The sequence below is a fragment of the Serratia sp. CY74737 genome, assembly GCF_052166775.1.
GTDB lineage: Bacteria > Pseudomonadota > Gammaproteobacteria > Enterobacterales > Enterobacteriaceae > Serratia > Serratia ureilytica.
This window is the reverse complement of record NZ_JBJNOF010000012.1, coordinates 41,159-60,795: the sequence shown is the minus strand read 5'-3', so window position 1 is coordinate 60,795 and position 19,637 is coordinate 41,159. Positions and strand designations below refer to the sequence as shown.

The window sequence follows — 19,637 nt, the reverse complement described above, 5'->3', positions numbered from 1 at the left end:
AATCCTTTCGAACCCGCCGCTCAGGCGCGCGGGTGATGCTGTTGATGTAGCTGTTTCAGTCGTTCGGTCGCTACATGAGTATAAATTTGCGTGGTCGAGAGATCGCTGTGGCCTAACAACATCTGTACGACACGGAGATCGGCCCCATGGTTCAGCAAATGGGTGGCGAACGCGTGCCGCAACACGTGCGGCGACAGACGCTCGCTGTCGATGCCCGCAAGGATGGCATAGTGTTTGATGCGATGCCAGAACGTCTGTCGGGTCATTTGCTGACACCGGTTGCTGGGGAACAGCACATCCAGCGTCTGGCCGTTGACCAGCCACGGGCGCCCGTGCTCCAGATAATTTTCTATCCAGTAGACCGCTTCTTCGCCCAGCGGCACCAGCCGCTCCTTGTTGCCCTTGCCGATCACCCGCACCACGCCCTGACGCAGGCTGACGTCGCTGATGTTCAACCCCACCAGCTCAGAGACCCGCAGCCCGGTCGCGTACAACACCTCGAGCATCGCCTTGTCGCGCAGCTCCAGCGGCTGATCGACGCAGGGCGCCTGCAGCAGCGCATCGACCTGTGCCTCGCTCAGATCCTTCGGCAAACGCTGCGGCAGCTTCGGGGAAGCCAGCTGTGCGGTGGGATCGTCGGCGCGCAGCTTTTCGCGGTACAGATACTGAAACAGGCGACGCATGGCGCTCAGCAAGCGCGCGGAGCTGGTGGCCTTGTAGCCGCCGTCCACCCGCTCGGCGAGAAACGCCTGCAGATCCAAGGCCTGAGCCTGCAGCAAGTCGGTGTTTTGCTGGCCAAGCCAGGCGCCCAGGGCCTGCAAATCCAGCCGGTAGGAGGCCAGCGTATTTTCCGCCAGATTGCGCTCAAGCCACAGCGCATCCAGGAATTGCTCAATCAGCGCATTGTCTTGCTGTTGCACGCGGTCCTCTCTTCGTTGCATTTCCACCCGCGCCATTATGCCTTAAGCCGACGCAAATCAGGTATACTCGCTGCAATTCTCTAAACAGCAACGTAACGGTTTACACATGAAGATTGGTCTGTTTTACGGCTCCAGCACCTGCTACACCGAGATGGCGGCAGAAAAAATCCGTGAGATTCTGGGTGAAGACCTGGTCGACCTGCACAACCTGAAAGACGTCTCGCCCAAGCTGATGGAGGACTATTCCATTCTCATCCTCGGCATCCCGACCTGGGATTTCGGCGAACTGCAGGAAGACTGGGAAGCGATCTGGCCGCAGCTGCCGGCGCTGGATCTGAAAGGCAAGATCGTCGCCATGTACGGCATGGGCGATCAGCTCGGTTACGGCGAGTGGTTCCTCGACGCGCTAGGTATGCTGCACGATCACATCGCGCCGCTGGGCGTGCAGTTCATCGGCTTCTGGCCAACTGAGGGCTTCGAGTTCACCAGCCCCAAACCGCTGAGCGCCGACGGCAAACACTTCGTCGGCCTGGCGCTCGATGAGGTCAACCAATACGACCTGAGCGAAGAGCGCCTGCAGCAATGGTGCGAACAGATCCTGTTGGAGATGGAGCCGCTGCTGTAGCCGCTATCGGGCGATCTTCCCCAAACGCCGAGCGCCGGCGACATGATTCGCGCCGGCGCCCCTATCAGTCTTGTTCGCCGTCACCCGCCGGCGGATACAGCAACAGCTGCCGCAGGTGGCGCCACTCCTCTTTGCTCATGCAGTCGGAAGCCAGCCACAGCCGACGGCGCTTTTTGCCCTCCATAGGCAGTAGCGTCAGCAGCAGGCCGTAGCCCGGCATCCAGGGCTTTTTCGCCAGCCGCCATTCTCGGCCGTGCCAGCTGAAACGCCTGTCCGCCAGCAGCCGCAGTTCACCCTGCACCGCAGCGATGCGCTTCTGGCTGCGAATGCACTGAAACACCACCAGCGTCAGCAACACCAGCCAGAGCGGACCAAAGCCTTCCGGCCAGGGCGAAATCAGGATCAGCAGGATCAGGACGCCGTGGGTCAACAGAGAGAACAGCTGGGTGCGCCAGGAAATGCGGATATCACATCGCCACTGGGCCACGATCTTTATTTCGCGTTTGGATCAGGGTCACCATTCTTTGCAGCTCGCTGTCCTGCGGCGCGCCATGATTCATCAGCCAGTTGAACAAATCGGGATCGTCGCACTCGAGCAGACGGATGAACAGCGCCTTGTCCGCGTCATTCAGGCTGTCGTATTCGTATTCGAAGAACGGCATGATGGAGATGTCCAGCTCGCGCATGCCACGACGGCAAGCCCAGTGAATACGTGCTTTGTTGTTAATATCCATGTTGTTATGACTCACCTCTTTTCAGCGCGGCAGCGCCAGCGCAGGGTTCAAATGACACACTGTATGGCAACGCCGTCGCAATATAATTCCATCAACCGGGGATCTGTCTGCAAGGGTGCCCTGGCCGCAAGCCTATAGAGTAACAATTTGACATACACGCCGGGAAGGCGCTTTGTGGCGGAAAACGCAATAAAGCGCAAAATGCCAAAAAAAGCGCCCCCCGGCGCCGCGGCGCGAATAACAGTTTGCAAAGCCCGCCGCCTCTTTTACCATGGGTTCAATACCCTTCAGGTAAGCTAAACGTTGAGCAGGAACTTACTATGGCGCATAACATTCCATTCCCACCCCGTCAGCCCTCCGCTTCCACCCATCTGCCCCTGACGCTGATCTCGCTGGAAGATTGGGCGCTGGTGACGCTGAACGGGCCGGACGCGGTGAAATATCTCCAGGGCCAGGTGACGGCGGACATCGACGCGCTGGCGGCCGATCAACACGTGCTGTGCGCCCACTGCGACGCCAAGGGCAAAATGTGGAGCAACCTGCGTCTGTTCCACCGTGGCGAAGGCTTCGCCTATCTGGAGCGCCGCAGCGTGCTGGACAGCCAACTGGCTGAAATCAAAAAATATGCGGTGTTCTCCAAAGTCACCATCGCCGCCGATAATGACGCAGTATTGCTGGGGGTCGCCGGTTTCCAGGCGCGCGCCGCGCTGGCGGGCCTGTTCGCCACGCTGCCGAGCGCCGAGCACCCGGTGGTGCAGGAAGGCGAAACCACGCTGCTGCACTTCGCTGCGCCGGCGGAACGTTTTCTGCTGGTGACCCGCCCCGCCGTGGCCGAACAGCTGATCGGGAAACTGCATGATCAGGCGGAACTGAATGACAGCAGCCAGTGGCTGGCGCTGGAGCTCGAAGCCGGTTATCCGGTTATCGACGCCGCCAACAGCGCGCAGCTGATCCCGCAGGCCACCAACCTGCAGGCGCTGGAAGGCATCAGCTTCAGCAAGGGCTGCTATACCGGCCAGGAGATGGTGGCGCGCGCCAAATTCCGCGGCGCCAACAAACGCGCGCTCTACTGGCTGGAAGGTAAAGCAGCTCGCGCCCCGCAGGCGGCGGAAGATCTGGAGCTGCAGCTGGGTGAAAATTGGCGCCGCACCGGCACCGTACTGGCGTCGAGCCAATTGGCCGACGGCACGCTGTGGGTGCAGGTGGTGATGAACAACGATTTGGACGCCGACAGCAAGCTGCGGGTGCGCGACGATGCCGCCAGCCAGTTGGCGATCAAACCCTTGCCCTACTCGCTGGCCGAAGAGAAATAATCCGTCGGCCGCAGGCGCCCTGCCTGCGGCCATCTTCGTTACTCGTCCATCTCCCCGTCGCGCTGTACCAGATAAATCAGCACCAAAATGATGGTGATGAAGAAACGAAAGGCATCGGGGACGCCGTTCCACTGCTTTGACATCCACATGCCGAACCACTCGCCGCCTATCGACATGAAACCGACCTGCCAGGTGAGGAAGCCCAGCGTCAGGCCGACCACCGCCAGCTTTTTGCGGCCGTTAAAGGCCCTGGCGGGCAGTTTCAGGCCGCCCAACAGTCGCAGGCCGCCGATCCAGCACAGCAGCGCGGTCAGGCTTTCCAGCGCGATGATGAAAATATAACCGGCGTGATGCAGCCACGGCGTCTGTATCGAGCGATAGCCGATGGTGGCGTCGGGGAAAATCGTGTCCATCATAAAGACATGGCGCACAAAGGCGAAGTTGGAGCCGTAGTCGGTGATGTTGCCGAAGGCGACCAGCGAAGCGAACAAGGCGATAGCGCAGACCAGCAGCGCTTTGGATAAGCGAACGATCATCTTGGTGAGTCCTGAACAGAGGTTAAAGAAACGGTATGCGGGCTCAGAAATGAAGGAACGGGCTTGCTGGATACCCGAAAGAAGCAAGCGCTTCTTTTTTAAAACAAAAGAGGCGCCAGTTCAATACGCATTCAGACGTAGCGGCAACGCTTAGACGTACAGGTAGATCGCCATGAAATGGCAGGCGCTGCCGCCGAGCACGAAGCCGTGCCAGATGGCGTGGCCAAAGCGAATGCGCTTGGAAGCGTAGAAAATCACGCCCAGGGTATAGACCACCCCGCCGATCGCCAGCAGCGTGACGCCGCCGGCCTCCAGCCGCGTGACCAACTGATAAATCACGATCAGCGACAGCCAGCCCATCGTCAGGTAGGTCACCAACGACAGGGCTTCAAAACGGTGGGCGAAGGCCAGTTTGAACAGCACGCCGAGCAGCGCCAACCCCCAGATTACCGCCATCAATCCCTTCGCCAGCGGCGAATCCAGCCCCACCAGCAAAAACGGTGTGTAAGTGCCAGCAATCAGGAGATAAATGGCGCAGTGATCGAACTTTTTCAGCCAATGCTTGGCCTTCTGGTGCGGAATCGCATGGTACAGCGTGGAAGCGAGAAACAGCAGGATCATGCTGCCGCCGTACAGGCTGTAACTGGTGATGGCCGTCGCATCGGCGCCGGTATTCACCGCCTGCACCAACAGCAACACCAGGCCGACGATGCCGAACACCAGCCCGATGCCGTGGCTGATGCTGTTGGCGATCTCTTCCGCCCACGGATAAGCCGCGGCGACAATCTTATTGGTCCCGGCTTTCACTACGTCCGTTTTCCCCATAACGCGCAACCCCTCAAAATGCCCTGCTTTGTTCGAAATTAACGCAAAGCAGCTTAACTGAGAATAATTCCAGTGTACACGTGTACGCTAAAATAAAAATGTGAACGCGTGTAACCATCGAAATCCCCTGCCCGGTGGTCTACAATCGTCAGGCTTCAACCCACCCACCTTGAGGTTTACACCATGTCATCCGCTGTACCCGCGTTAGATTTCGGTTCAATGACCCAGGCCATCCAGTTCCTGATGGAAATCGATAAGTTGAAAGGCGTGCAACGCCGCACCAAAGTGCTGGGCACCCAGCGCCAGGAAAACTCCGCCGAACACAGTTGGCACTTCGCCATCGCCGCCATGAGCCTGGCCCCGTACGCCGGTGATGACGTAGACATTCAGCGCGTGATCCAGATGGCGCTGCTGCATGACATCGTGGAAATCGACGCCGGTGACGTACTGGTCTACGATCTGGCCGCCCGCGCGGCGATCCACGATCAGGAAGTGGCGGCGGCGCGCCGTCTGTTCGGCATGCTGCCGCAGACACAGCGCGAGTATTTCACCGCTTTATGGCAGGAGTATGAAGAGGGCGAAAGCGCCGATGCCCGCTTCGCCTTGCTGCTGGATCGCACCATGCCGATGCTGATGAACCTGCACAACGAAGGCCAGAGCTGGGTGGAAAACGGCATCAGCCTGGAGCAGGTACTGTCGCGCAATGCGGCGATCGCCGACGTGCATCCCGAGCTGTGGCGCCACCTGGAGCAACATCTGCGGGACGCGCAGCGCAAAGGCTGGTTGAAATAAGGGAACCGGGCTGCCGCCTCCGCGCCGCAGCCCGTTATCGTCACGCGAACATCCGTTGGCGTTCCAACGCCTCCTCATAGCTCGGCATCGACCCCGCCGCACCGGCGCGCTCCACGCAGACCGCCGCATAGGCGGCGGCAAAGCGCACCGCCTCGGCTAACGGCACCTGATTCGCCAGCTGCGCCGCCAGGGCGCCGTTAAACGCATCGCCCGCGCCGGTGGTGTCTTTCGGCTGTGCCGGAAACGCCGGGATCAGCTCGCTGTTTTCCCCGTCCGAGAACAACGCCCCCTGCGTGCCCAACGTCACGATCAGCAAACGAATGCCCTTGGCGTGCAACACCTGCGCTGCCTGGCGCGCCGAAGCCACATCGCGCACCGGCACGCCGGTCAGCAACGTGCACTCGGTGGCGTTGGGCGTCAGCAGATCGACCTGCGCCAACAGGCTGTCCGGCACCGGCTGAAACGGCGCCGGGTTGAGTATGATGAACGTTTGCGCTTCGCGGGCAATGGCGATCACCTGCTCGATCGCCGGCAGGTTGTTCTCCAATTGAGTCAGCAGTATATCCGCCGCGGCGATCGCCGGCCGGCACTGACGCACCTCGTCTTCGCTGACCGTCAGGTTGGCGCCGGGATCGACGGCGATCATGTTTTCCGCATCCTCGCCGGCAACGTAGATAAGCGCATTGCCGGTGGGGCAATCGCCGGTAGAGAACAGCGTCACCGCATCGAAACCGGCGGCGGCGAGGTGGCGCCGGGCGAACGTGCCGAAGTCGTCGCGCCCCACCTTGCCGATATAATGCACCCGCGCCCCGGCGCGCAGCGCGGCGGTCGCCTGGTTGGCACCCTTGCCGCCCGCCCCCATCATGCTGTTGCGGGCGATCAGCGATTCGCCGGGCTGCGGAAAGCGCGCCATGCCGGCGACGATATCCAGGTTGAACGAACCGAACACGCAGACTTTGCCTTTCATTGCTGGTACTCCCTGCTCAATTGTAGGTGGCGCCGGGCGGCCAGACAGGCGCCTTTGCTGCCGGTTTCGTCGCTGAGGCGGCTGACGGAGATCGTCAGCCCCTGCGCCGGCTGCGGCGCGCGCAGATGACGGCGGATCTCCTGCTCCAGCCGCACCAGCGGAAAACCGCGCATGGCGATCACGCCGCCGCCCAGGATCAGGCACTGGGGGTCGATCACGTTCATTTCGACGGCGATGGTCTGCGCCAATCGCTCGACGAAGCGCTGCAGATCCGGATGATCGCCGTGGCGTTCGAACAGCCGGTCAAACGGCGTTTGCGCCGCGTTGGCGCGCGCCCAGCCGGTTAGCCAGTGACCGGACGTCAGACTCTCGACGCAGCCCCGTTTACCGCACGGGCATTCGCCCTGATGGCCCGGCCAGGGAATGTGCCCCAGCTCGCCGGCGGCGCCGTGCGCGCCGTGGTAAAAATCGCCGTTCAGCCACAGGCTGTTGCCCATGCCGGTGCCCAGATACAGCCCGACCGCCACCTGCGGCAACGCCGGCAGCTGCTGCAGATCCCACCACAGCAGATGATTGACGTCCTTGTCCATTCGCACCGGCAGCGCCAGCAAATCGGCCAACAGCGCCGCCACCGGCTGAGCGTCCAGCGCCGGGATAAACGGCAGCGACAGCACCCGCGAGCGATCGCGGCTGAGGATCCCCGGCAGCCCCAGCATCACCTGCGCCACCTGACGATCTTGGCAATGCCCGGCGATCAGCCGGCCCAACGCCGCCAGCGGATCGGCCTGCCGCGCCCAGTCGGCGGTCGCTATCTTGCGGTAACCGCTGAATTCACCTTCATCATCCATCAACAGCAGGCGGGTATTGGTGCCGCCGACGTCAACGCCAAGAAAATACCGCATCATGTCCCCCGCCTCAGGCCGCCTGCCGCATCTGATCCAGCATTTTTTCCCATGCCGTCTCCAGATCCGGATCGAGATTGAACAGCCCGGAGCTGCCGACGATCAACACTTCTGCACCGGCGCCCATCAGATCGCGGTAAGTGCGCTGGTTGCAGGATCCGTCGATCTCGATCAAATAGCGCAGATTTTGTTGGCTTTTCAGGTCGCGCAATTGGCGGATCTTTTCCAGCATTTCGGGAATAAACGGCTGCCCGGCATAGCCCGGATCGACGGTCATGACGGTGACCTTGTCCAGCAGGTGAAGGTAGTGACGAATAAACTCCACCGGCGTGGCCGGGTTCAGCACCACCCCCACTTTTTTGCCCAGCGCGCGGATTTGATTGATCACCCGAAACGCGTCGCGGTTGATGGTTTCAGCGTGCGGGCAGATAAAGTCCGCGCCGGCGCTGGCGATTGGCTCAATAAAGTCGGTCGGGTTCTCCACCATCAGATGCACATCCAGCAACAACGAGGTGTGCGGGCGGATCTGTTCGATAAAGAACGGCGACAGCGTGATGTTTTTAACGTAGTGCCCGTCCATGATGTCGATATGCAGCATATCGGCGCGGCGGTTCAGCACCGCCAACTGTTGGCGGATATCCATCAGGTTCATGCACATCAGTGAAGGCGAAATCTGGTATTTCATTAGCGTTATCCTGCGCAAAAGGGAAAAGGATCAATGGCCCGCCGCAGTTCTGGCCTGGGCCGCGCTGCGGCGCATCGCCCGCCGCTGCCGATAGCGATGCCGGAAAAACTTCAGCGCCAGCACCGCGATCAGCACGGCGCCCCACATCGCCAGACTGAAATGCGGGCTGACGTTCATCAGATTCAAACCGGTCGCGATCACCTGCAGCACGATCAGCGCCAGCACCACGCCGCTGACCCGGCCAAAACCGCCGAACGGATCGGTGCCGCCCAGAATGATCGCCAGCACCGTCAGCAGCAGGTAAGAGTCGCCGTAGCCCATGCGCGCCGAGTTGAAGCGCGCCATCATCACCAGCCCGGCAATGACGCACAGCAGGCTGGAGAGGGTGTAAATGGCGATCAGCACCCGATGGGTATTCACGCCGCTGAAGTGGGTGGCGTTGATGTTGCTGCCGCTCATGTAGATGCATTTGCCGAGCCGGGTTTTCTGCAGGAACAGCGCCAGCAAGGCGGCGACCGCCAGGAAGATCCACAGTGGCACCGGCACGCCCAGCACGCTCTCGGCGCCGATAAACCGCACGATCTCCGGCATGCCGCTCAGGGCTGCGCCGCGCGTCAGGTAGATGCCGATGCCGTTGACCGTGGTCATGGTGGCCAGCGTCACCAGAATCGGGTGCGCGCCGACGTAGGCCACCAGTGCGCCGGTCGCCGCGCCGATAAGCCCGGCCAGCAGCATCGCCGCCGCCAGCGCCAAGGCCAGCCACAGCGCCTGCAAGCCCAGCCCGGCGTCCGCCGGCAGGTAGCTGATGAACAGCCAGGCCATCAGCAGGCTGGTCAGGTTGGCGCTGGCGATAATGCACAGGTTCAGGCCGCCGCTGAGGATCGGGATGAACATCGCCAGCGTCAGCAGACCCAGCTCCGGCAGCTGGAAGGCCACGCTGGTGAAGGTGGCGCCGCTGAAGAAGCGCCCCGGCATCAGCAGGCTGAAGGCGAGCACCACCGCCAGCAGCAAGGCCAGCAAACCGACGGCGGCCCCGTCCGGACGAAATTTCAGGTTGTTGCCCATCAAGCGCTCCTCAGGCGAAACCGACGTCGGTTTCTTTGCGTTTCTTGTAGTGAGTGACGGTGATCGCCGCGACGATCACCAGACCGATCACCACGTTCATGAAGTAGCTGGACACGCCGATCAGGTTGAGGCCGTTTTTCAGCACGCCGATCAGGAACACCCCCATCAGCGTGCCGACAACGCTGCCCTTGCCGCCGTTCAGGCTGGCGCCACCCAGCACCGCCGCCGCCAGCACGTCGAGCTCACCGCCCACCAGCGCGTTGGGCACCACTTCCCCCATGCGATACACCTGCACCAGGCCGCCGATCGCCGCCATCGCGCCCAGATAGCCATAGGCGAACAGATGCAGCAGGCCGACGCGGATGCCGATGCGCCGCGCCGACTCCGCATCCCCGCCCACGGCAAACAGCTGGCGCCCGAGGTGCGTTTTGTTCAGCAGCAGCCAGGTCAGCAGCGCCACCGCCAGCATCACCAGCGTCGGCAAACCGAGCTGATAGCTCTGCTCACCCAGTTGGAACGGCAGCACGCTGCGCGGCAGCGTCCACCAGTCCGGCAATGCGTACAGGCTGCGGCCGTTGGTCAGCCACATCAGCATGCCGAACAACAACGCCTGCATGCTGATGGTGACGATGATCGAGACGATGCGCAGGCAGTAGATCAACAGCGCGTTGACCATGCCGAGCGCGGCGCCGATCGCCAACGCCAGCAAAATACTGCCCGTCGGGCTGACCAGGCCGTAATGCGTCGCCAGCGTGGCGATCAGGTACTGCACCACCGAGGCGACTGCGGCGAAGGAAATGTCGATGCCGCCGGTCACCAGCACCACGAACAGGCCGAGGGCGAATATGCCGCTCACCGCGTAGCTTTCGCTGAGGTCGAGCAGGTTTTGCACCGTCAAAAACTGATCGCTGAGCAGCGAAAAGACGATGACCGTCAGCAGCAACACCCAGGCCAGGTAGCCTTCGTTGCCGCGCGGTTTCAGACTGAATCTACGCATTAACCGCCTCCGCCAGCTGCTGCTGGCTCACCTGCTCCGGCAGGTACTCGCCGATCACGCTGCCGCCGCTAAAGTGCAGCACCCGATCGCAGTTGTAATACACCTCGGGCACCTCGTCGGAGATCAGCAGAATCGCGATCCCCTCCTGCGCCAGCAGATGGATCAGTTGGTAGATGCTGGCCTTGGCGCCGACGTCGACACCGACGGTCGGCGAGTCGAGGATCAGGATCCGCGGTTGGGTCAGCACCCACTTGGCCAGCACGATCTTTTGCTGATTACCGCCGGACAGCGTCGAAACCGCCTGATCCGGATCCGCCACCCGCACGTCGAGTTTGGCGATCCACTCCGCGACGATGCGATTCTTGCGGTAATCATCGATCAGGCGAAAACGCCCGCGCAGCTTATCGAGAATGGTCAGCACCGCGTTGTCCGCCACCGACTGTTGCTGCACCAGCCCCAGCGTCAGGCGATCCTCCGAGACATAACCGATGCCGGCCCTGATCGCGTCCTCATGGCCGCGAAAGCGCACCGGTTTACTGTCGAGGTAAAGCTTGCCGCTGTCCGGCCGGGTCATGCCGAACAGGCTCAGCGCCAGCTCGGTGCGCCCGGAGCCGAGCAGTCCGCACAGCCCGAGCACCTCGCCCTGATGCAGGCGGAAGCTGACATCGTGATACTGCCCGGCGCGGCTGAGACGATCCGCCTCCAGCATCACCCGATCCTTATTCATGCTCGGTGACTTCAGGCGATAGTCCAGCGTCAGGCCGGTCATCAATTCGGTCAGGCGATCGCCGGTGATCTCCGCCGCCGGCCAGGTGCCGATCTTGTTGCCGTCGCGGATCACCGTGACGCGATCGGAGATCTCCAGCACCTCGTCCAGCCGGTGGCTGACGAACACCACGCAGATGCCCTGCACTTTCAAATAATCCACCGTGCGCAGCAGCTGATTGACCTCGGTGCGGGTCAGCGAGGCGGTCGGTTCATCCATGATCACCAGCCGTGCCTGCGCCACCAGCGCGCGGCAAATCGCCACCTGCTGGCGCTGGGCGATCGGCAGTTCCGCTACCGGTTTGTCGAGATCGAGATTGAAATTCAGCTCCTGCAGCAGGCGCTCGGCGGTGCGCCGCAGCCTCGCCGGGCGGTGCCATCCCAATAGCCCGTGCAGGTTGTGCTCAAAGGCGATGTTTTCCGCCACCGTCAGGTTGGGAAACAGCGACAGATCCTGATAGATCACCTGAATGCCGAAGGCGCGCGCCTGATCCGGCGATAGCCGGCCGAAGGTTTGCCCATCGAAGGTAATGCGGCTGCCGTCATCCGGTTGATACACGCCGGCGATCGCCTTGATCAACGTACTCTTGCCGCAGCCATTGGTGCCGGCCAGGCAGTGCACCTCCCCCGGCATCAGCGCCAATGAAATATCGTTCAGCGCGCGCTGCCCGCCGAAGGTCATCGACAGCTGTTGCAGTTCGATAAGCGGCGCGCCCCGCGTTGCCGTATTGCCGGAAATCGCCATGATTACAGCCCCATCTTCACCAGCTTCGGCAGGTTTTGCTTATCCAGGCTTTCGGTGGCGTTGCCGAGAATGGTGTGCTGCTGCGCATCCACCTGCACCTTGCCCATGCCTTCGATGGTCATGCCATCGGTGATTTTTTCGCCCTTGTGCATCATGTCGGCGATGCGCACGAACACTTCGCCCGCCACCATCGGGTTCCAGATATAACCGCCCTTGATGGCGCCGCGATTGACCAGCGAAGCGCCCTGGCCCGGGCTGAACGGCCCGATGACGCAGATATCGTTGCTTTTGCCGCGGTTGAGCACCGCGCGCCCGGCGCCGATCGGCCCCTGCGAACCGAACGCCAGCACGCCTTTCAGATCGGGATATTTGGCCATCAGATCGTTGGTGGTGCGCACGCTGTCATCCAGCGATTCCCCCACGCCGAACTTGTCGCCCACCAGCTGCATGTTCGGGTAGTGCTGCTTCTGGTAATTGATGGCCGAGTCCGACCAGGTGATGTGCAGCGGCACCGTCAGGCTGCCGACGTATACCGCGTACTTGCCCTGCTCTTTCATGCAGGCGGCCAGCGCTTTCATGTGGTTGACCCCGTGCTGCGAGGCGTCCACCAGCTCAAAATCCCAGTCGGCGTACTTCTGGCCGGGGGACTCGTGCACGATCACCTTGATGCCCGCCTCCTGCGCGCGCTTGAGCACCGGCTCCAGCACCCGGGCGTCGTTCGGCACCACGCCGATGATGTCCACCTTCTGCGCGATCAGATCCTCGATGGCGCGCACCTGCAGCGCCGGATCCGCCGCCGTCGGCCCGACCATCCAGGCGTCGATGCCGCGTTTGGCGCTCTCGCTTTTGATGCCGGCCTCCATGGCGTTGAACCAGGGAATGCCGCCGATCTTCACCACCACGCCCATTTTCAGCTTGTCCGCCGCCTGCGCGGAGACCGACAGCAGCAGCGAGGCAAACAGACCGACCAGTACGGATTTTTTCATTGTTCTCTCTCCACAAGTGTTGGCTGTAATAAAAGGTTTTCGTTGTTGTTATCGCGCCGCCCTTTTCGCGGCGGGTGAAACTTCAATCACATCGACGTTGTTCCAGGCCAATTCCTGACGAAACTCATCGTCGCCAAGCCTGTCGGTGATCAGCGTATCTATTTCCCGGTAATGGCAAATGCGGGCGAACGAGCGGCGGCCGAACTTGTTGCTGTCCACCAGCAGGAACTTGCGCTCCGAGGCCAGCAGCATCTGTTGCTTCAGCCGCGCATGGTGCTCATTGCTCTCGCGGATGCCGCCGTCCTGGCAAATGCCGTGGCAGGAGAAAAACAGCTTGTTGATCACGAACTCTTTCAGCATCTGCTCCGCCAGCACGCCGATAAAATCCTCGTACTTGGCGGAATACTCGCCCCCCAGCCCGATGGTGCGCACGTTGGCCTTGCAGGCCAGCGTCTGGATGATGTGCAGCGAGTTGGTCAGCACCACCAGCGAGATATCCGGCAGCTGGCGCGCCAAAAACCAGCTGGTGGAGCTGCTGTCCAGCAGCAGGCAATCCCCCGGCGCGATAAACTCCAGCGCGCGTTTGGCGATGCGCGTCTTCTGCTCCGGCGACTCATTGCTGCGCTGGCGGAAGGACTCCCCCTGATCTATCTCGGCGGGCACATAGGTTTTTTCCACCGCCGGCGGCTCGACGAAGACCGCGCCGCCGTGGCTGCGCAGCAGCAGGCCGCGCCGTTCCAGCAGGGCCAGATCACGCCGCGCCGTCTCGATAGAGATGTGACACAGCTGCGCCACCTCCTGCACCATCACGCGGCCGCGCTGGCTCAAGACTTCGGTAATAAAGCGATGACGTTCTACAGGCAGCATGTTTCTTTTCTCCTCCACGACGATGATTACGATATCGATTTGCCGCGCCGCGTTTTGCGCGCAGACGCAAAGCGCATCGCCCCGCGATCGGTCAACGATCGCGCTGTGATAGTTGTCAAAAAAATCGGGAAGGAAATGAAATGAATAATTACGAAAGTGTGGAGTAACAGACAGTTATGATGCACGACCGCCTGAGGCAGACAGGAGAGAAACGGTAAACGGTCACAATTCCACGTTCCGCGGCATGACCGTTAATGACCGTTTATGTGGTTTTGACCGAGCGCCGCAAGGAGACAGCCGGCGTTGATAACGCATTACCTAAAAAAACAGCAAAAAAAATCCGGTGAGAATCTCACCGGATCGTTCGCCGCCTGACACAAATTATTCCTCGTGCTCATGCTCTTTCAACATCGCCTCACGCAACACGGCGTTCAGGCGTTTCTGATAGCCTTTGCCTGGTCGCTGAAGCCAAGCCAACACATCTGCATCGATTCGGATGGTTTTTGACACTTTCATCGGCTTATAAAAACGCCCCTGAACCGCAGTCTGCCACGTTTCTTCCCCCAGCGCCGGCGCATCGGCATAATCGATGCCCTCGTCCGGCAACGCACTCAGTGAAGCAATTTGCGCTTTCTGCTCCTCCGTCAACGGCGGGAGTACGCTATGGGCCAGATTTTTGGCGGAATTTTTGCGCTTCATATCTTCCCCTCTCTTTGCCATCGGCCTTGCGTGCTGAAATGATACGCACGATCTCTACTGTATCGCCTTCGACATCCGTTTCGATCGTCGTATGTGCCACCAGCAACAGCAAACAGGATCCGACCATACCGATCGTTTGCCAACGTTCTTCTCCATCCTCGATCCTTTCCAGCACAGCCAAATGGTTGGGATCCAGAAAAACCCGTTGCGCTATCTCAAAACTGACACGGTGTTTGCGCTGGTTACTGTGATTTTTATCCTGATTCCATTCAAAATAAACATACATTTTTGTAACTACATTTTGGTTGTTATTTAATCAAAATACATCACCTCCGAAGGGATGTCAAAATTCTCCGGATGCGTTCAACGCCCGCCTGCGGCCTCGATAAAGGTGCCGGTCACATAAGACGCGGCGTCAGACAGCAGCCAGGCGATCGCCTCCGCCACTTCCTGCGGCTGGCCGCCGCGCTGCATCGGTAAACTGCTCTTCACGCGATCCACCCGGCCGGGTTCGCCACCGCTGGCGTGTATCTCGGTATAGATAAGCCCAGGCCGCACGCCGTTGACGCGGATGCCCTGCGCCGCCACCTCCAGCGATAGCCCGATGGTCAACGAATCGACGGCGCCTTTCGAGGCGGCATAATCCACATATTCCCCCGGCGCGCCTAAACGGGAAGCGGCGGAGGACACATTGACGATAGCGCCGCCCTGCCCGCCATGGCGCCGCGCCATGCGCTTCACGGCCTCGCGGCAACACAAGAAATACCCGGTGACGTTGGTGCCGAGCACCTTATTGATGCGCTCGGCGGTCAACTGTTCAATGTTCGCCTGCTGGAACAGGATGCCGGCGTTGTTGACCAGCGCGCTGAGCGTGCCCAGCTCGGCATCCAGCGCCCTGAACATCGCCATCACCTGCGCTTCATCGGCCACGTCGGCCTGCAGCGCCAGCGCCTTGCCGCCCTGCGCCTCAATCTCCGCCACCACCTGCCGCGCCGCACTTTCGTCGCGCAGGTAATTCACGCCCACCGCATAGCCCTTCCGGGCCAGCAGCAAAGCGGTCGCGCGGCCAATTCCCCGGCTTGCGCCGGTCACCAATGCCACTTTCGTCATCGTATTTTTTCTCTGGTTGGCGATGTCGACAACGGCCTGCGCACAGGCCTTCCGTTTGCCCGTCAGAGTATAGAGCGGCGCCCTAAAAAACGCTTCAAAGCTGAGCCAGGCGGCGCAGCTGCTTTTTAATGCGCGACTTGGCGCAGCCGTAGGCGTCCGTCGTCGTTGCCTGATGCACCCGCTGCAAAGCGGAAGCATGATGGCTGCCATGGCTATGGCTCTGCGCATCGCCGCGAAAAGACAACATCAACAGAACGAGCAGCATCGCCACGCCTGAATACATCAGCCGCCGCGAAGCGCCCGCGTTCGGGAAACCTTCAGTCTGCATGTTGCGCTCCCTCTGTCATGATTTCGAATGGCAGCAAAATAACCGAAATTCTCCCGCGCTCCCTTAACGCGAGATTAAAGCCAGATTAAGGTTTGCTTAAGAACGCGCAGGCAGGGCGGTTTTCCCCGTTGTCTTCCCGTCAGCGTTATAGTTAGATAATCGCGACTCAAGGATCTCAGCGGAAATAACGTGAACATACTGTTGGTGGAAGACGACCTGCAATTAGGCAAGGCGCTGTGTCGAGCATTGGAGCTGGCCGGCTTTAATTTGTGCTGGGTGCGCCTGCTCACCGACGCGGAAAATAAACTTTCACCCGGCGGGTTCGATTTGATGCTGTTGGATCTCACGCTGCCGGACGGCGACGGTTTGCAGAAGCTGATCGCCTGGCGCGCCGCCGGGCAAAATATTCCGATCATCATCCTGACCGCCCGCGATCGCATCGAGAGCCTGGTGAACAGCCTCGACTCCGGCGCGGACGACTTTCTGGCCAAACCCTTTGCGCTGCCCGAGCTCATCTCGCGCGTCAAGGCTGTCAACCGACGCATGGCGGGCTTCGCTTCGCAAACCTGGAGCCTCGGCACACTGTATCTCGATCCGGTCAACCATCAGGTCATGCTGGATAACGAACTGCTGATGCTGTCGAAAAAAGAGTATCACCTGCTGCACGAACTGATGCGCTGCGCCGGCACCGTGGTGCGCAAAGCGGTGTTGGAACAGCGGCTGTTCGGCCACGGCGAAAGCGTGGAAAGCAACTCGCTGGAAGTGCATATGCATAATTTACGCCGCAAGATTGGTAAAGAAAGAATCATTACCGTACGCGGCATTGGCTATTTGCTGAAAAAAGAGTAGCGGGATGATCGGTTTCAAATCCTTCTTTATGCGCACCATTATTTTCCAGGTCCTGGCCATTTTATTATTGTGGGGGATCCTCGTCGCCTGGGTGAAATATTGGTATTACCCCGACATGGAGAAATATTTCGATAACCAGCAGCGCATCGTCGCCGTAGGCATCGCCAATATTCTCGATGAAACCGGCACCGACAATATCGATTACCGCGGCATCATCAAAACCATCGAAGGCATGTACATTGATTCCATCAATAATGGCATGCAGGATCAAATCGACTATCATCCGCTGTTCGTGGTTTACGATCGGGATAACCGGGTACTTTACAGTTCGCAAGCGCAAAAAGAACCGCTGCGCCTGCCGCCTTCGGTGCTGTCCGGCTCCGTTAATTACGCTGGCGCCAACTGGCACCTTGCCGGCAGCTGGAGCGAAAAGCGCCAGTACCGGGTGATCGTCGGCGAGTCGTTCAACGATCGCACCACGCTGTTCGGCAATCCGGCGGAAAGCACCGCCATGCCGTTACTGGGCATTCTGGCGGCGATCATCATCACCTTGCTGTTTACCGCCTACTTCAGCCTGCGGCCGCTGCGCCAGATCGCCCGTACCATCTCCGATCGCCAGCCGGGCAACCTATCGCCGATCAGCGTCAGCGAGCAATATCAGGAAATCCGGCCGGTGGTGGTGGAAGTCAACAAGCTGATGGCGCGCATCGATGCGGCCAATCAGCGCGAGAAACGTTTTATGGCCGACGCCGCGCACGAACTGCGCACGCCGATCGCCGCCGTGCTGGCGCAGCTGCATTTGCTGACCCAGGTCAGCGAGCAGCAGGAGCGCCGGGAAATCATCGGCGACATGCAGCAAGGGCTGGATCGCGCGGCGTCGCTGTCACGCCAGCTGATCAACCTCGCCAAGCTGGAGGCGGAAGATTTTCCGCTGAAGATTGAGGCGGTGGATATCTATGCGGAGATCGGCAAATGCATCGCACAGCACGTCCCCTATGCGCTGGAAAAAGATGTCGAACTGTCGCTCGACGGCAGCGAGGATGTGGTGGTGAGTACCGACCGCCATGCGCTGATCGCCATCTTCACCAACCTGCTGGATAACGCGCTCAAGTACGCGCCGCCCGGCAGCCGCATCGAGGCCAATATCCGCTCGCTGGCACCGCTCGGCTGCTATATTACGTTGCGCGATAACGGCCCGGGGGTGAGCGAAGAACACCATTCCCGCCTGTTTGAACGCTTTTACCGCGTGCCCGGCACGCAGCAAACCGGCAGCGGGCTCGGATTGGCCATCGCCCGAAACCTGGCCGACAAAATCGGCGCGCAGCTGCGCGTCACCGAAGGCCTTGACGATCGCGGCATCGGCTTCATCATCGATTTGCCGGAAAGTTATCGGCCACAGACTGAGAGTGAACCACGACCATGATTGCCCCTGTTCTGCTGCAACGGCAGCAACTCGACCGGCTATGGGATATCGACCGCAGCGAAATTATCGACACTCTGTATCGCCTGCAGGACGGCAAGTTGCAATCCTATGCGGAGTACTACGACGTGCGCGGATGGGATCCGCACGATCGGGAAACCTATACGCCAATCCACGAAGCGTGCTTCGATCGCGGCGGCGCGTTCTTCGCGCTGTTCGAAGGCGAGGAGATCGTGGCGGCGGCGGCGCTGGACACCGAGCCGCGCGGCCCACAGCGGGATCTGCGCCAGCTGCTGTTCTTTTACGTCAGCGCGCACCAACGCGGCCAGGGGCTGGGCAGGCAGCTGTTCCAGCTCTGCCTGCGTCAGGCGGCGCAAGACGGCGCCGCCGGGCTGTATGTCTCCTCCATCCCCAATAAAAGCACCGTAGACTTCTATCTGGCGCAGGGTTGCCGGCTCATCGAGCGCCCGGATGTCGAGCTGTTCGCCCGTGAGCCGGAGGATATTCACCTGGTCTGCCCTTGCCGTTAACGGCAAGGGCCTAACGGGCGATGCGTATCACCGAACGCACGTCGCTTTTCTTGTTCAGATCCCACACCTCGGCGATCTCCGCCAACGCGTGCTCCTGCGTCTCGATAGTGAGCGCTCCGGTCGCCGCCAGCGCCAAAATCTCGGTCGCGTAGCGCTGCATCTCCGGGATCGGCGGGAAGTTGCCGGTGCCGCTGCCGAGGATCTGCAGCTGATTGCTGCGCAACACCGCCGCCGGCAGCCGGATGTCCGGCGCGGCCATCGAACCGACGTTGACCAAGCGAATGCCGCGTCCGCCGGCGTAAGACGAGAGATCGTGATTGTTGAGCGTTGCCAGCAGCGCTTCAGTCGCCGGGCCCCAGATGTAATCGACGATCACCTGATAATCGCCCGGCCCCGCCGCCGCCGCGAAGGCCTGCGTCAGCGCCTCGCCCTGCAGGCTCAGATCCACCGTGGCGTCTACACCCAATGCCTCAAGCACGCTCAGTCGACGGCCGGCGGCAACAATGCGTCCGGCCCCCGCCTGACGCGCCGCCGCGACCGCCAGCTTGCCCGAGGTGCCGGTGGCGCCGATGATCAGCACCGTTTCACCGGGCTGCAGATCCGCCCGCCAGCGCAGCGGCAGCCAGGCGGCGAAGGCCGGATTGATCAGCGCGGCCGCCGTGGCGTCGTCCACCGTCGCCGGCACCGGCACCGTCCAGGACGCGACGCTGCGCTCTGCCATCGCGCCGTAAGGGCGACGGAAAGAGGCGAAGTACACCCGTTGCCCGTCCGCCGTACGGCCCACGCCATCGGTGCCGGGCACGATCGGCAATTGCTTCGGGCTGGAATAGTGGGTTCCGGCGACGGTGGCGCGATCCAGCTGTTTGATGCCGGCCGCCAGAACGTCGATCGGCACTTCATTCGCCTGCGCCTGAGGCTCCTCAAAGGTGCCGAAAACCGGGGGTTGCCCCAGCGCTGTTACGATTGCCGCTTGCATG

At 61.0% G+C, this 19,637-nt stretch carries 24 protein-coding genes; 6 read left to right on the top strand and 18 right to left on the bottom strand.

Annotated elements, in window-relative coordinates; genetic code table 11:
* Nucleotides 1–20: 20 nt before the first annotated feature.
* Entirely contained in the window at nucleotides 21–920 is a 900-nt protein-coding gene (gene xerD, locus ACJ8PE_RS16745; protein WP_033644935.1) for a site-specific tyrosine recombinase XerD, read from the bottom strand.
* Between the two features lie 106 nt (nucleotides 921–1,026).
* On the opposite strand from xerD, the gene fldB reads away from it, so the two are divergent.
* Nucleotides 1,027–1,545: a flavodoxin FldB gene (gene fldB / locus ACJ8PE_RS16740; protein ID WP_033635825.1), complete on the top strand. Its 519-nt coding sequence runs from the start codon at nucleotides 1,027–1,029 to the stop codon at nucleotides 1,543–1,545.
* A 64-nt stretch (nucleotides 1,546–1,609) separates the two neighbouring features.
* On the opposite strand, the gene ACJ8PE_RS16735 is transcribed toward fldB, so the two are convergent.
* Both ACJ8PE_RS16735 and sdhE read right to left on the bottom strand, forming a co-directional pair.
* Nucleotides 1,610–2,032 carry a protein YgfX gene (locus ACJ8PE_RS16735; RefSeq protein WP_197793089.1) on the bottom strand — a complete coding sequence of 141 codons (423 nt, stop codon included), beginning with the start codon at nucleotides 2,030–2,032 and terminating at the stop codon, nucleotides 1,610–1,612.
* Complete coding sequence (gene sdhE / locus ACJ8PE_RS16730; RefSeq protein ID WP_019455657.1) at nucleotides 2,013–2,279, bottom strand: FAD assembly factor SdhE; 267 nt, start codon at nucleotides 2,277–2,279, stop codon at nucleotides 2,013–2,015. Before sdhE ends, ACJ8PE_RS16735 begins: the two co-directional genes overlap by 20 nt.
* Nucleotides 2,280–2,599: 320 nt before the next feature.
* Between sdhE and ygfZ the strand changes: the two genes are divergently transcribed.
* Nucleotides 2,600–3,592, top strand: coding sequence for a tRNA-modifying protein YgfZ (gene ygfZ / locus ACJ8PE_RS16725; protein WP_197793090.1), 993 nt, complete (start codon nucleotides 2,600–2,602; stop codon nucleotides 3,590–3,592).
* A 38-nt stretch (nucleotides 3,593–3,630) separates the two neighbouring features.
* Here the strand turns inward: ygfZ and ACJ8PE_RS16720 are convergent, their stop codons facing one another.
* Both ACJ8PE_RS16720 and trhA read right to left on the bottom strand, forming a co-directional pair.
* A complete protein-coding gene (locus ACJ8PE_RS16720) occupies nucleotides 3,631–4,128 on the bottom strand; it encodes a DUF2165 family protein (protein ID WP_142002926.1) in 498 nt (165 codons plus the stop codon).
* A gap of 150 nt (nucleotides 4,129–4,278) precedes the next feature.
* Nucleotides 4,279–4,953: a PAQR family membrane homeostasis protein TrhA gene (trhA, locus tag ACJ8PE_RS16715; protein WP_033644772.1), complete on the bottom strand. Its 675-nt coding sequence runs from the start codon at nucleotides 4,951–4,953 to the stop codon at nucleotides 4,279–4,281.
* Nucleotides 4,954–5,136: 183 nt separating this feature from the next.
* On the opposite strand from trhA, the gene ACJ8PE_RS16710 reads away from it, so the two are divergent.
* On the top strand, nucleotides 5,137–5,745 hold the full coding sequence (locus tag ACJ8PE_RS16710; protein WP_033644771.1) for an HD domain-containing protein: 609 nt from the start codon (nucleotides 5,137–5,139) through the stop codon (nucleotides 5,743–5,745).
* 40 nt (nucleotides 5,746–5,785) lie between these two features.
* Here ACJ8PE_RS16710 and rbsK read toward each other — a convergent pair whose 3' ends face one another.
* From rbsK to ACJ8PE_RS16650, 12 genes are all read right to left on the bottom strand, one after another.
* The gene (gene rbsK / locus ACJ8PE_RS16705) at nucleotides 5,786–6,712 is read right to left on the bottom strand and encodes a ribokinase (protein ID WP_197793091.1); all 927 of its coding nucleotides are present in this window, start codon (nucleotides 6,710–6,712) and stop codon (nucleotides 5,786–5,788) included.
* Nucleotides 6,709–7,617 (bottom strand): allose kinase, encoded by a 909-nt coding sequence (gene alsK, locus ACJ8PE_RS16700; RefSeq protein WP_193160550.1) that lies wholly within the window; start codon nucleotides 7,615–7,617, stop codon nucleotides 6,709–6,711. Before alsK ends, rbsK begins: the two co-directional genes overlap by 4 nt.
* A gap of 10 nt (nucleotides 7,618–7,627) precedes the next feature.
* On the bottom strand, nucleotides 7,628–8,299 hold the full coding sequence (gene alsE, locus ACJ8PE_RS16695) for a D-allulose 6-phosphate 3-epimerase (protein WP_197760468.1): 672 nt from the start codon (nucleotides 8,297–8,299) through the stop codon (nucleotides 7,628–7,630).
* Between the two features lie 30 nt (nucleotides 8,300–8,329).
* A complete protein-coding gene (locus tag ACJ8PE_RS16690; RefSeq protein WP_033652172.1) occupies nucleotides 8,330–9,364 on the bottom strand; it encodes an ABC transporter permease in 1,035 nt (344 codons plus the stop codon).
* A gap of 10 nt (nucleotides 9,365–9,374) precedes the next feature.
* Nucleotides 9,375–10,361, bottom strand: coding sequence for an ABC transporter permease (locus tag ACJ8PE_RS16685; protein WP_197760469.1), 987 nt, complete (start codon nucleotides 10,359–10,361; stop codon nucleotides 9,375–9,377).
* Nucleotides 10,354–11,871, bottom strand: a complete 1,518-nt coding sequence (locus ACJ8PE_RS16680) for a sugar ABC transporter ATP-binding protein (protein ID WP_404769123.1) — start codon at nucleotides 11,869–11,871, stop codon at nucleotides 10,354–10,356. The genes ACJ8PE_RS16685 and ACJ8PE_RS16680 overlap by 8 nt, the downstream gene beginning before the upstream one ends.
* 2 nt (nucleotides 11,872–11,873) lie before the next feature.
* The gene (locus ACJ8PE_RS16675; protein WP_025304134.1) at nucleotides 11,874–12,857 is read right to left on the bottom strand and encodes a substrate-binding domain-containing protein; all 984 of its coding nucleotides are present in this window, start codon (nucleotides 12,855–12,857) and stop codon (nucleotides 11,874–11,876) included.
* A gap of 48 nt (nucleotides 12,858–12,905) precedes the next feature.
* On the bottom strand, nucleotides 12,906–13,724 hold the full coding sequence (locus ACJ8PE_RS16670) for a DeoR/GlpR family DNA-binding transcription regulator (RefSeq protein ID WP_033644759.1): 819 nt from the start codon (nucleotides 13,722–13,724) through the stop codon (nucleotides 12,906–12,908).
* Between the two features lie 381 nt (nucleotides 13,725–14,105).
* Complete coding sequence (locus ACJ8PE_RS16665; protein WP_016929995.1) at nucleotides 14,106–14,423, bottom strand: BrnA antitoxin family protein; 318 nt, start codon at nucleotides 14,421–14,423, stop codon at nucleotides 14,106–14,108.
* A complete protein-coding gene (locus tag ACJ8PE_RS16660; protein WP_116404143.1) occupies nucleotides 14,386–14,709 on the bottom strand; it encodes a BrnT family toxin in 324 nt (107 codons plus the stop codon). Before ACJ8PE_RS16660 ends, ACJ8PE_RS16665 begins: the two co-directional genes overlap by 38 nt.
* A 77-nt stretch (nucleotides 14,710–14,786) precedes the next feature.
* Complete coding sequence (locus ACJ8PE_RS16655) at nucleotides 14,787–15,533, bottom strand: SDR family oxidoreductase (protein WP_197760472.1); 747 nt, start codon at nucleotides 15,531–15,533, stop codon at nucleotides 14,787–14,789.
* 94 nt (nucleotides 15,534–15,627) lie between these two features.
* Nucleotides 15,628–15,861 carry a hypothetical protein gene (locus ACJ8PE_RS16650; RefSeq protein WP_197760473.1) on the bottom strand — a complete coding sequence of 78 codons (234 nt, stop codon included), beginning with the start codon at nucleotides 15,859–15,861 and terminating at the stop codon, nucleotides 15,628–15,630.
* A gap of 189 nt (nucleotides 15,862–16,050) precedes the next feature.
* Here ACJ8PE_RS16650 and ACJ8PE_RS16645 point away from each other — a divergent pair, with 189 nt between their 5' ends.
* Genes ACJ8PE_RS16645 through ACJ8PE_RS16635 form a run of 3 tightly spaced genes read left to right on the top strand, consistent with a single transcriptional unit; the run spans nucleotide 16,051 to nucleotide 18,660 of the window.
* Nucleotides 16,051–16,710 (top strand): response regulator, encoded by a 660-nt coding sequence (locus ACJ8PE_RS16645; protein WP_197760474.1) that lies wholly within the window; start codon nucleotides 16,051–16,053, stop codon nucleotides 16,708–16,710.
* A gap of 4 nt (nucleotides 16,711–16,714) precedes the next feature.
* Nucleotides 16,715–18,133: an ATP-binding protein gene (locus tag ACJ8PE_RS16640; RefSeq protein WP_197760475.1), complete on the top strand. Its 1,419-nt coding sequence runs from the start codon at nucleotides 16,715–16,717 to the stop codon at nucleotides 18,131–18,133.
* Entirely contained in the window at nucleotides 18,133–18,660 is a 528-nt protein-coding gene (locus ACJ8PE_RS16635) for a GNAT family N-acetyltransferase (protein ID WP_273873718.1), read from the top strand. Before ACJ8PE_RS16640 ends, ACJ8PE_RS16635 begins: the two co-directional genes overlap by 1 nt.
* A gap of 10 nt (nucleotides 18,661–18,670) precedes the next feature.
* Here ACJ8PE_RS16635 and ACJ8PE_RS16630 read toward each other — a convergent pair whose 3' ends face one another.
* Entirely contained in the window at nucleotides 18,671–19,636 is a 966-nt protein-coding gene (locus tag ACJ8PE_RS16630; RefSeq protein ID WP_404769122.1) for a zinc-binding alcohol dehydrogenase family protein, read from the bottom strand.
* Between the last annotated feature and the right edge of the window lies 1 nt (nucleotide 19,637).

Excerpts from the sequence above, each read along its gene's own strand:
- ACJ8PE_RS16675 (WP_025304134.1), bottom strand. The coding sequence starts at position 12,857 with ATGAAAAAATCCGTACTGGTCGGTCTGTTTGCCTCGCTGCTGCTGTCG.
- trhA (WP_033644772.1), bottom strand. The coding sequence starts at position 4,953 with ATGGGGAAAACGGACGTAGTGAAAGCCGGGACCAATAAGATTGTCGCC.
- fldB (WP_033635825.1), top strand. The coding sequence starts at position 1,027 with ATGAAGATTGGTCTGTTTTACGGCTCCAGCACCTGCTACACCGAGATG.
- sdhE (WP_019455657.1), bottom strand. The coding sequence starts at position 2,279 with ATGGATATTAACAACAAAGCACGTATTCACTGGGCTTGCCGTCGTGGC.
- ACJ8PE_RS16630 (WP_404769122.1), bottom strand. The coding sequence starts at position 19,636 with ATGCAAGCGGCAATCGTAACAGCGCTGGGGCAACCCCCGGTTTTCGGC.
- ACJ8PE_RS16690 (WP_033652172.1), bottom strand. The coding sequence starts at position 9,364 with ATGGGCAACAACCTGAAATTTCGTCCGGACGGGGCCGCCGTCGGTTTG.
- ACJ8PE_RS16640 (WP_197760475.1), top strand. The coding sequence starts at position 16,715 with ATGATCGGTTTCAAATCCTTCTTTATGCGCACCATTATTTTCCAGGTC.
- ACJ8PE_RS16720 (WP_142002926.1), bottom strand. The coding sequence starts at position 4,128 with ATGATCGTTCGCTTATCCAAAGCGCTGCTGGTCTGCGCTATCGCCTTG.
- alsK (WP_193160550.1), bottom strand. The coding sequence starts at position 7,617 with ATGATGCGGTATTTTCTTGGCGTTGACGTCGGCGGCACCAATACCCGC.
- ACJ8PE_RS16660 (WP_116404143.1), bottom strand. The coding sequence starts at position 14,709 with ATGTATGTTTATTTTGAATGGAATCAGGATAAAAATCACAGTAACCAG.
- ACJ8PE_RS16685 (WP_197760469.1), bottom strand. The coding sequence starts at position 10,361 with ATGCGTAGATTCAGTCTGAAACCGCGCGGCAACGAAGGCTACCTGGCC.
- ACJ8PE_RS16665 (WP_016929995.1), bottom strand. The coding sequence starts at position 14,423 with ATGAAGCGCAAAAATTCCGCCAAAAATCTGGCCCATAGCGTACTCCCG.
- alsE (WP_197760468.1), bottom strand. The coding sequence starts at position 8,299 with ATGAAATACCAGATTTCGCCTTCACTGATGTGCATGAACCTGATGGAT.
- ACJ8PE_RS16670 (WP_033644759.1), bottom strand. The coding sequence starts at position 13,724 with ATGCTGCCTGTAGAACGTCATCGCTTTATTACCGAAGTCTTGAGCCAG.
- rbsK (WP_197793091.1), bottom strand. The coding sequence starts at position 6,712 with ATGAAAGGCAAAGTCTGCGTGTTCGGTTCGTTCAACCTGGATATCGTC.
- ygfZ (WP_197793090.1), top strand. The coding sequence starts at position 2,600 with ATGGCGCATAACATTCCATTCCCACCCCGTCAGCCCTCCGCTTCCACC.
- ACJ8PE_RS16655 (WP_197760472.1), bottom strand. The coding sequence starts at position 15,533 with ATGACGAAAGTGGCATTGGTGACCGGCGCAAGCCGGGGAATTGGCCGC.
- ACJ8PE_RS16650 (WP_197760473.1), bottom strand. The coding sequence starts at position 15,861 with ATGCAGACTGAAGGTTTCCCGAACGCGGGCGCTTCGCGGCGGCTGATG.
- ACJ8PE_RS16680 (WP_404769123.1), bottom strand. The coding sequence starts at position 11,871 with ATGGCGATTTCCGGCAATACGGCAACGCGGGGCGCGCCGCTTATCGAA.
- ACJ8PE_RS16710 (WP_033644771.1), top strand. The coding sequence starts at position 5,137 with ATGTCATCCGCTGTACCCGCGTTAGATTTCGGTTCAATGACCCAGGCC.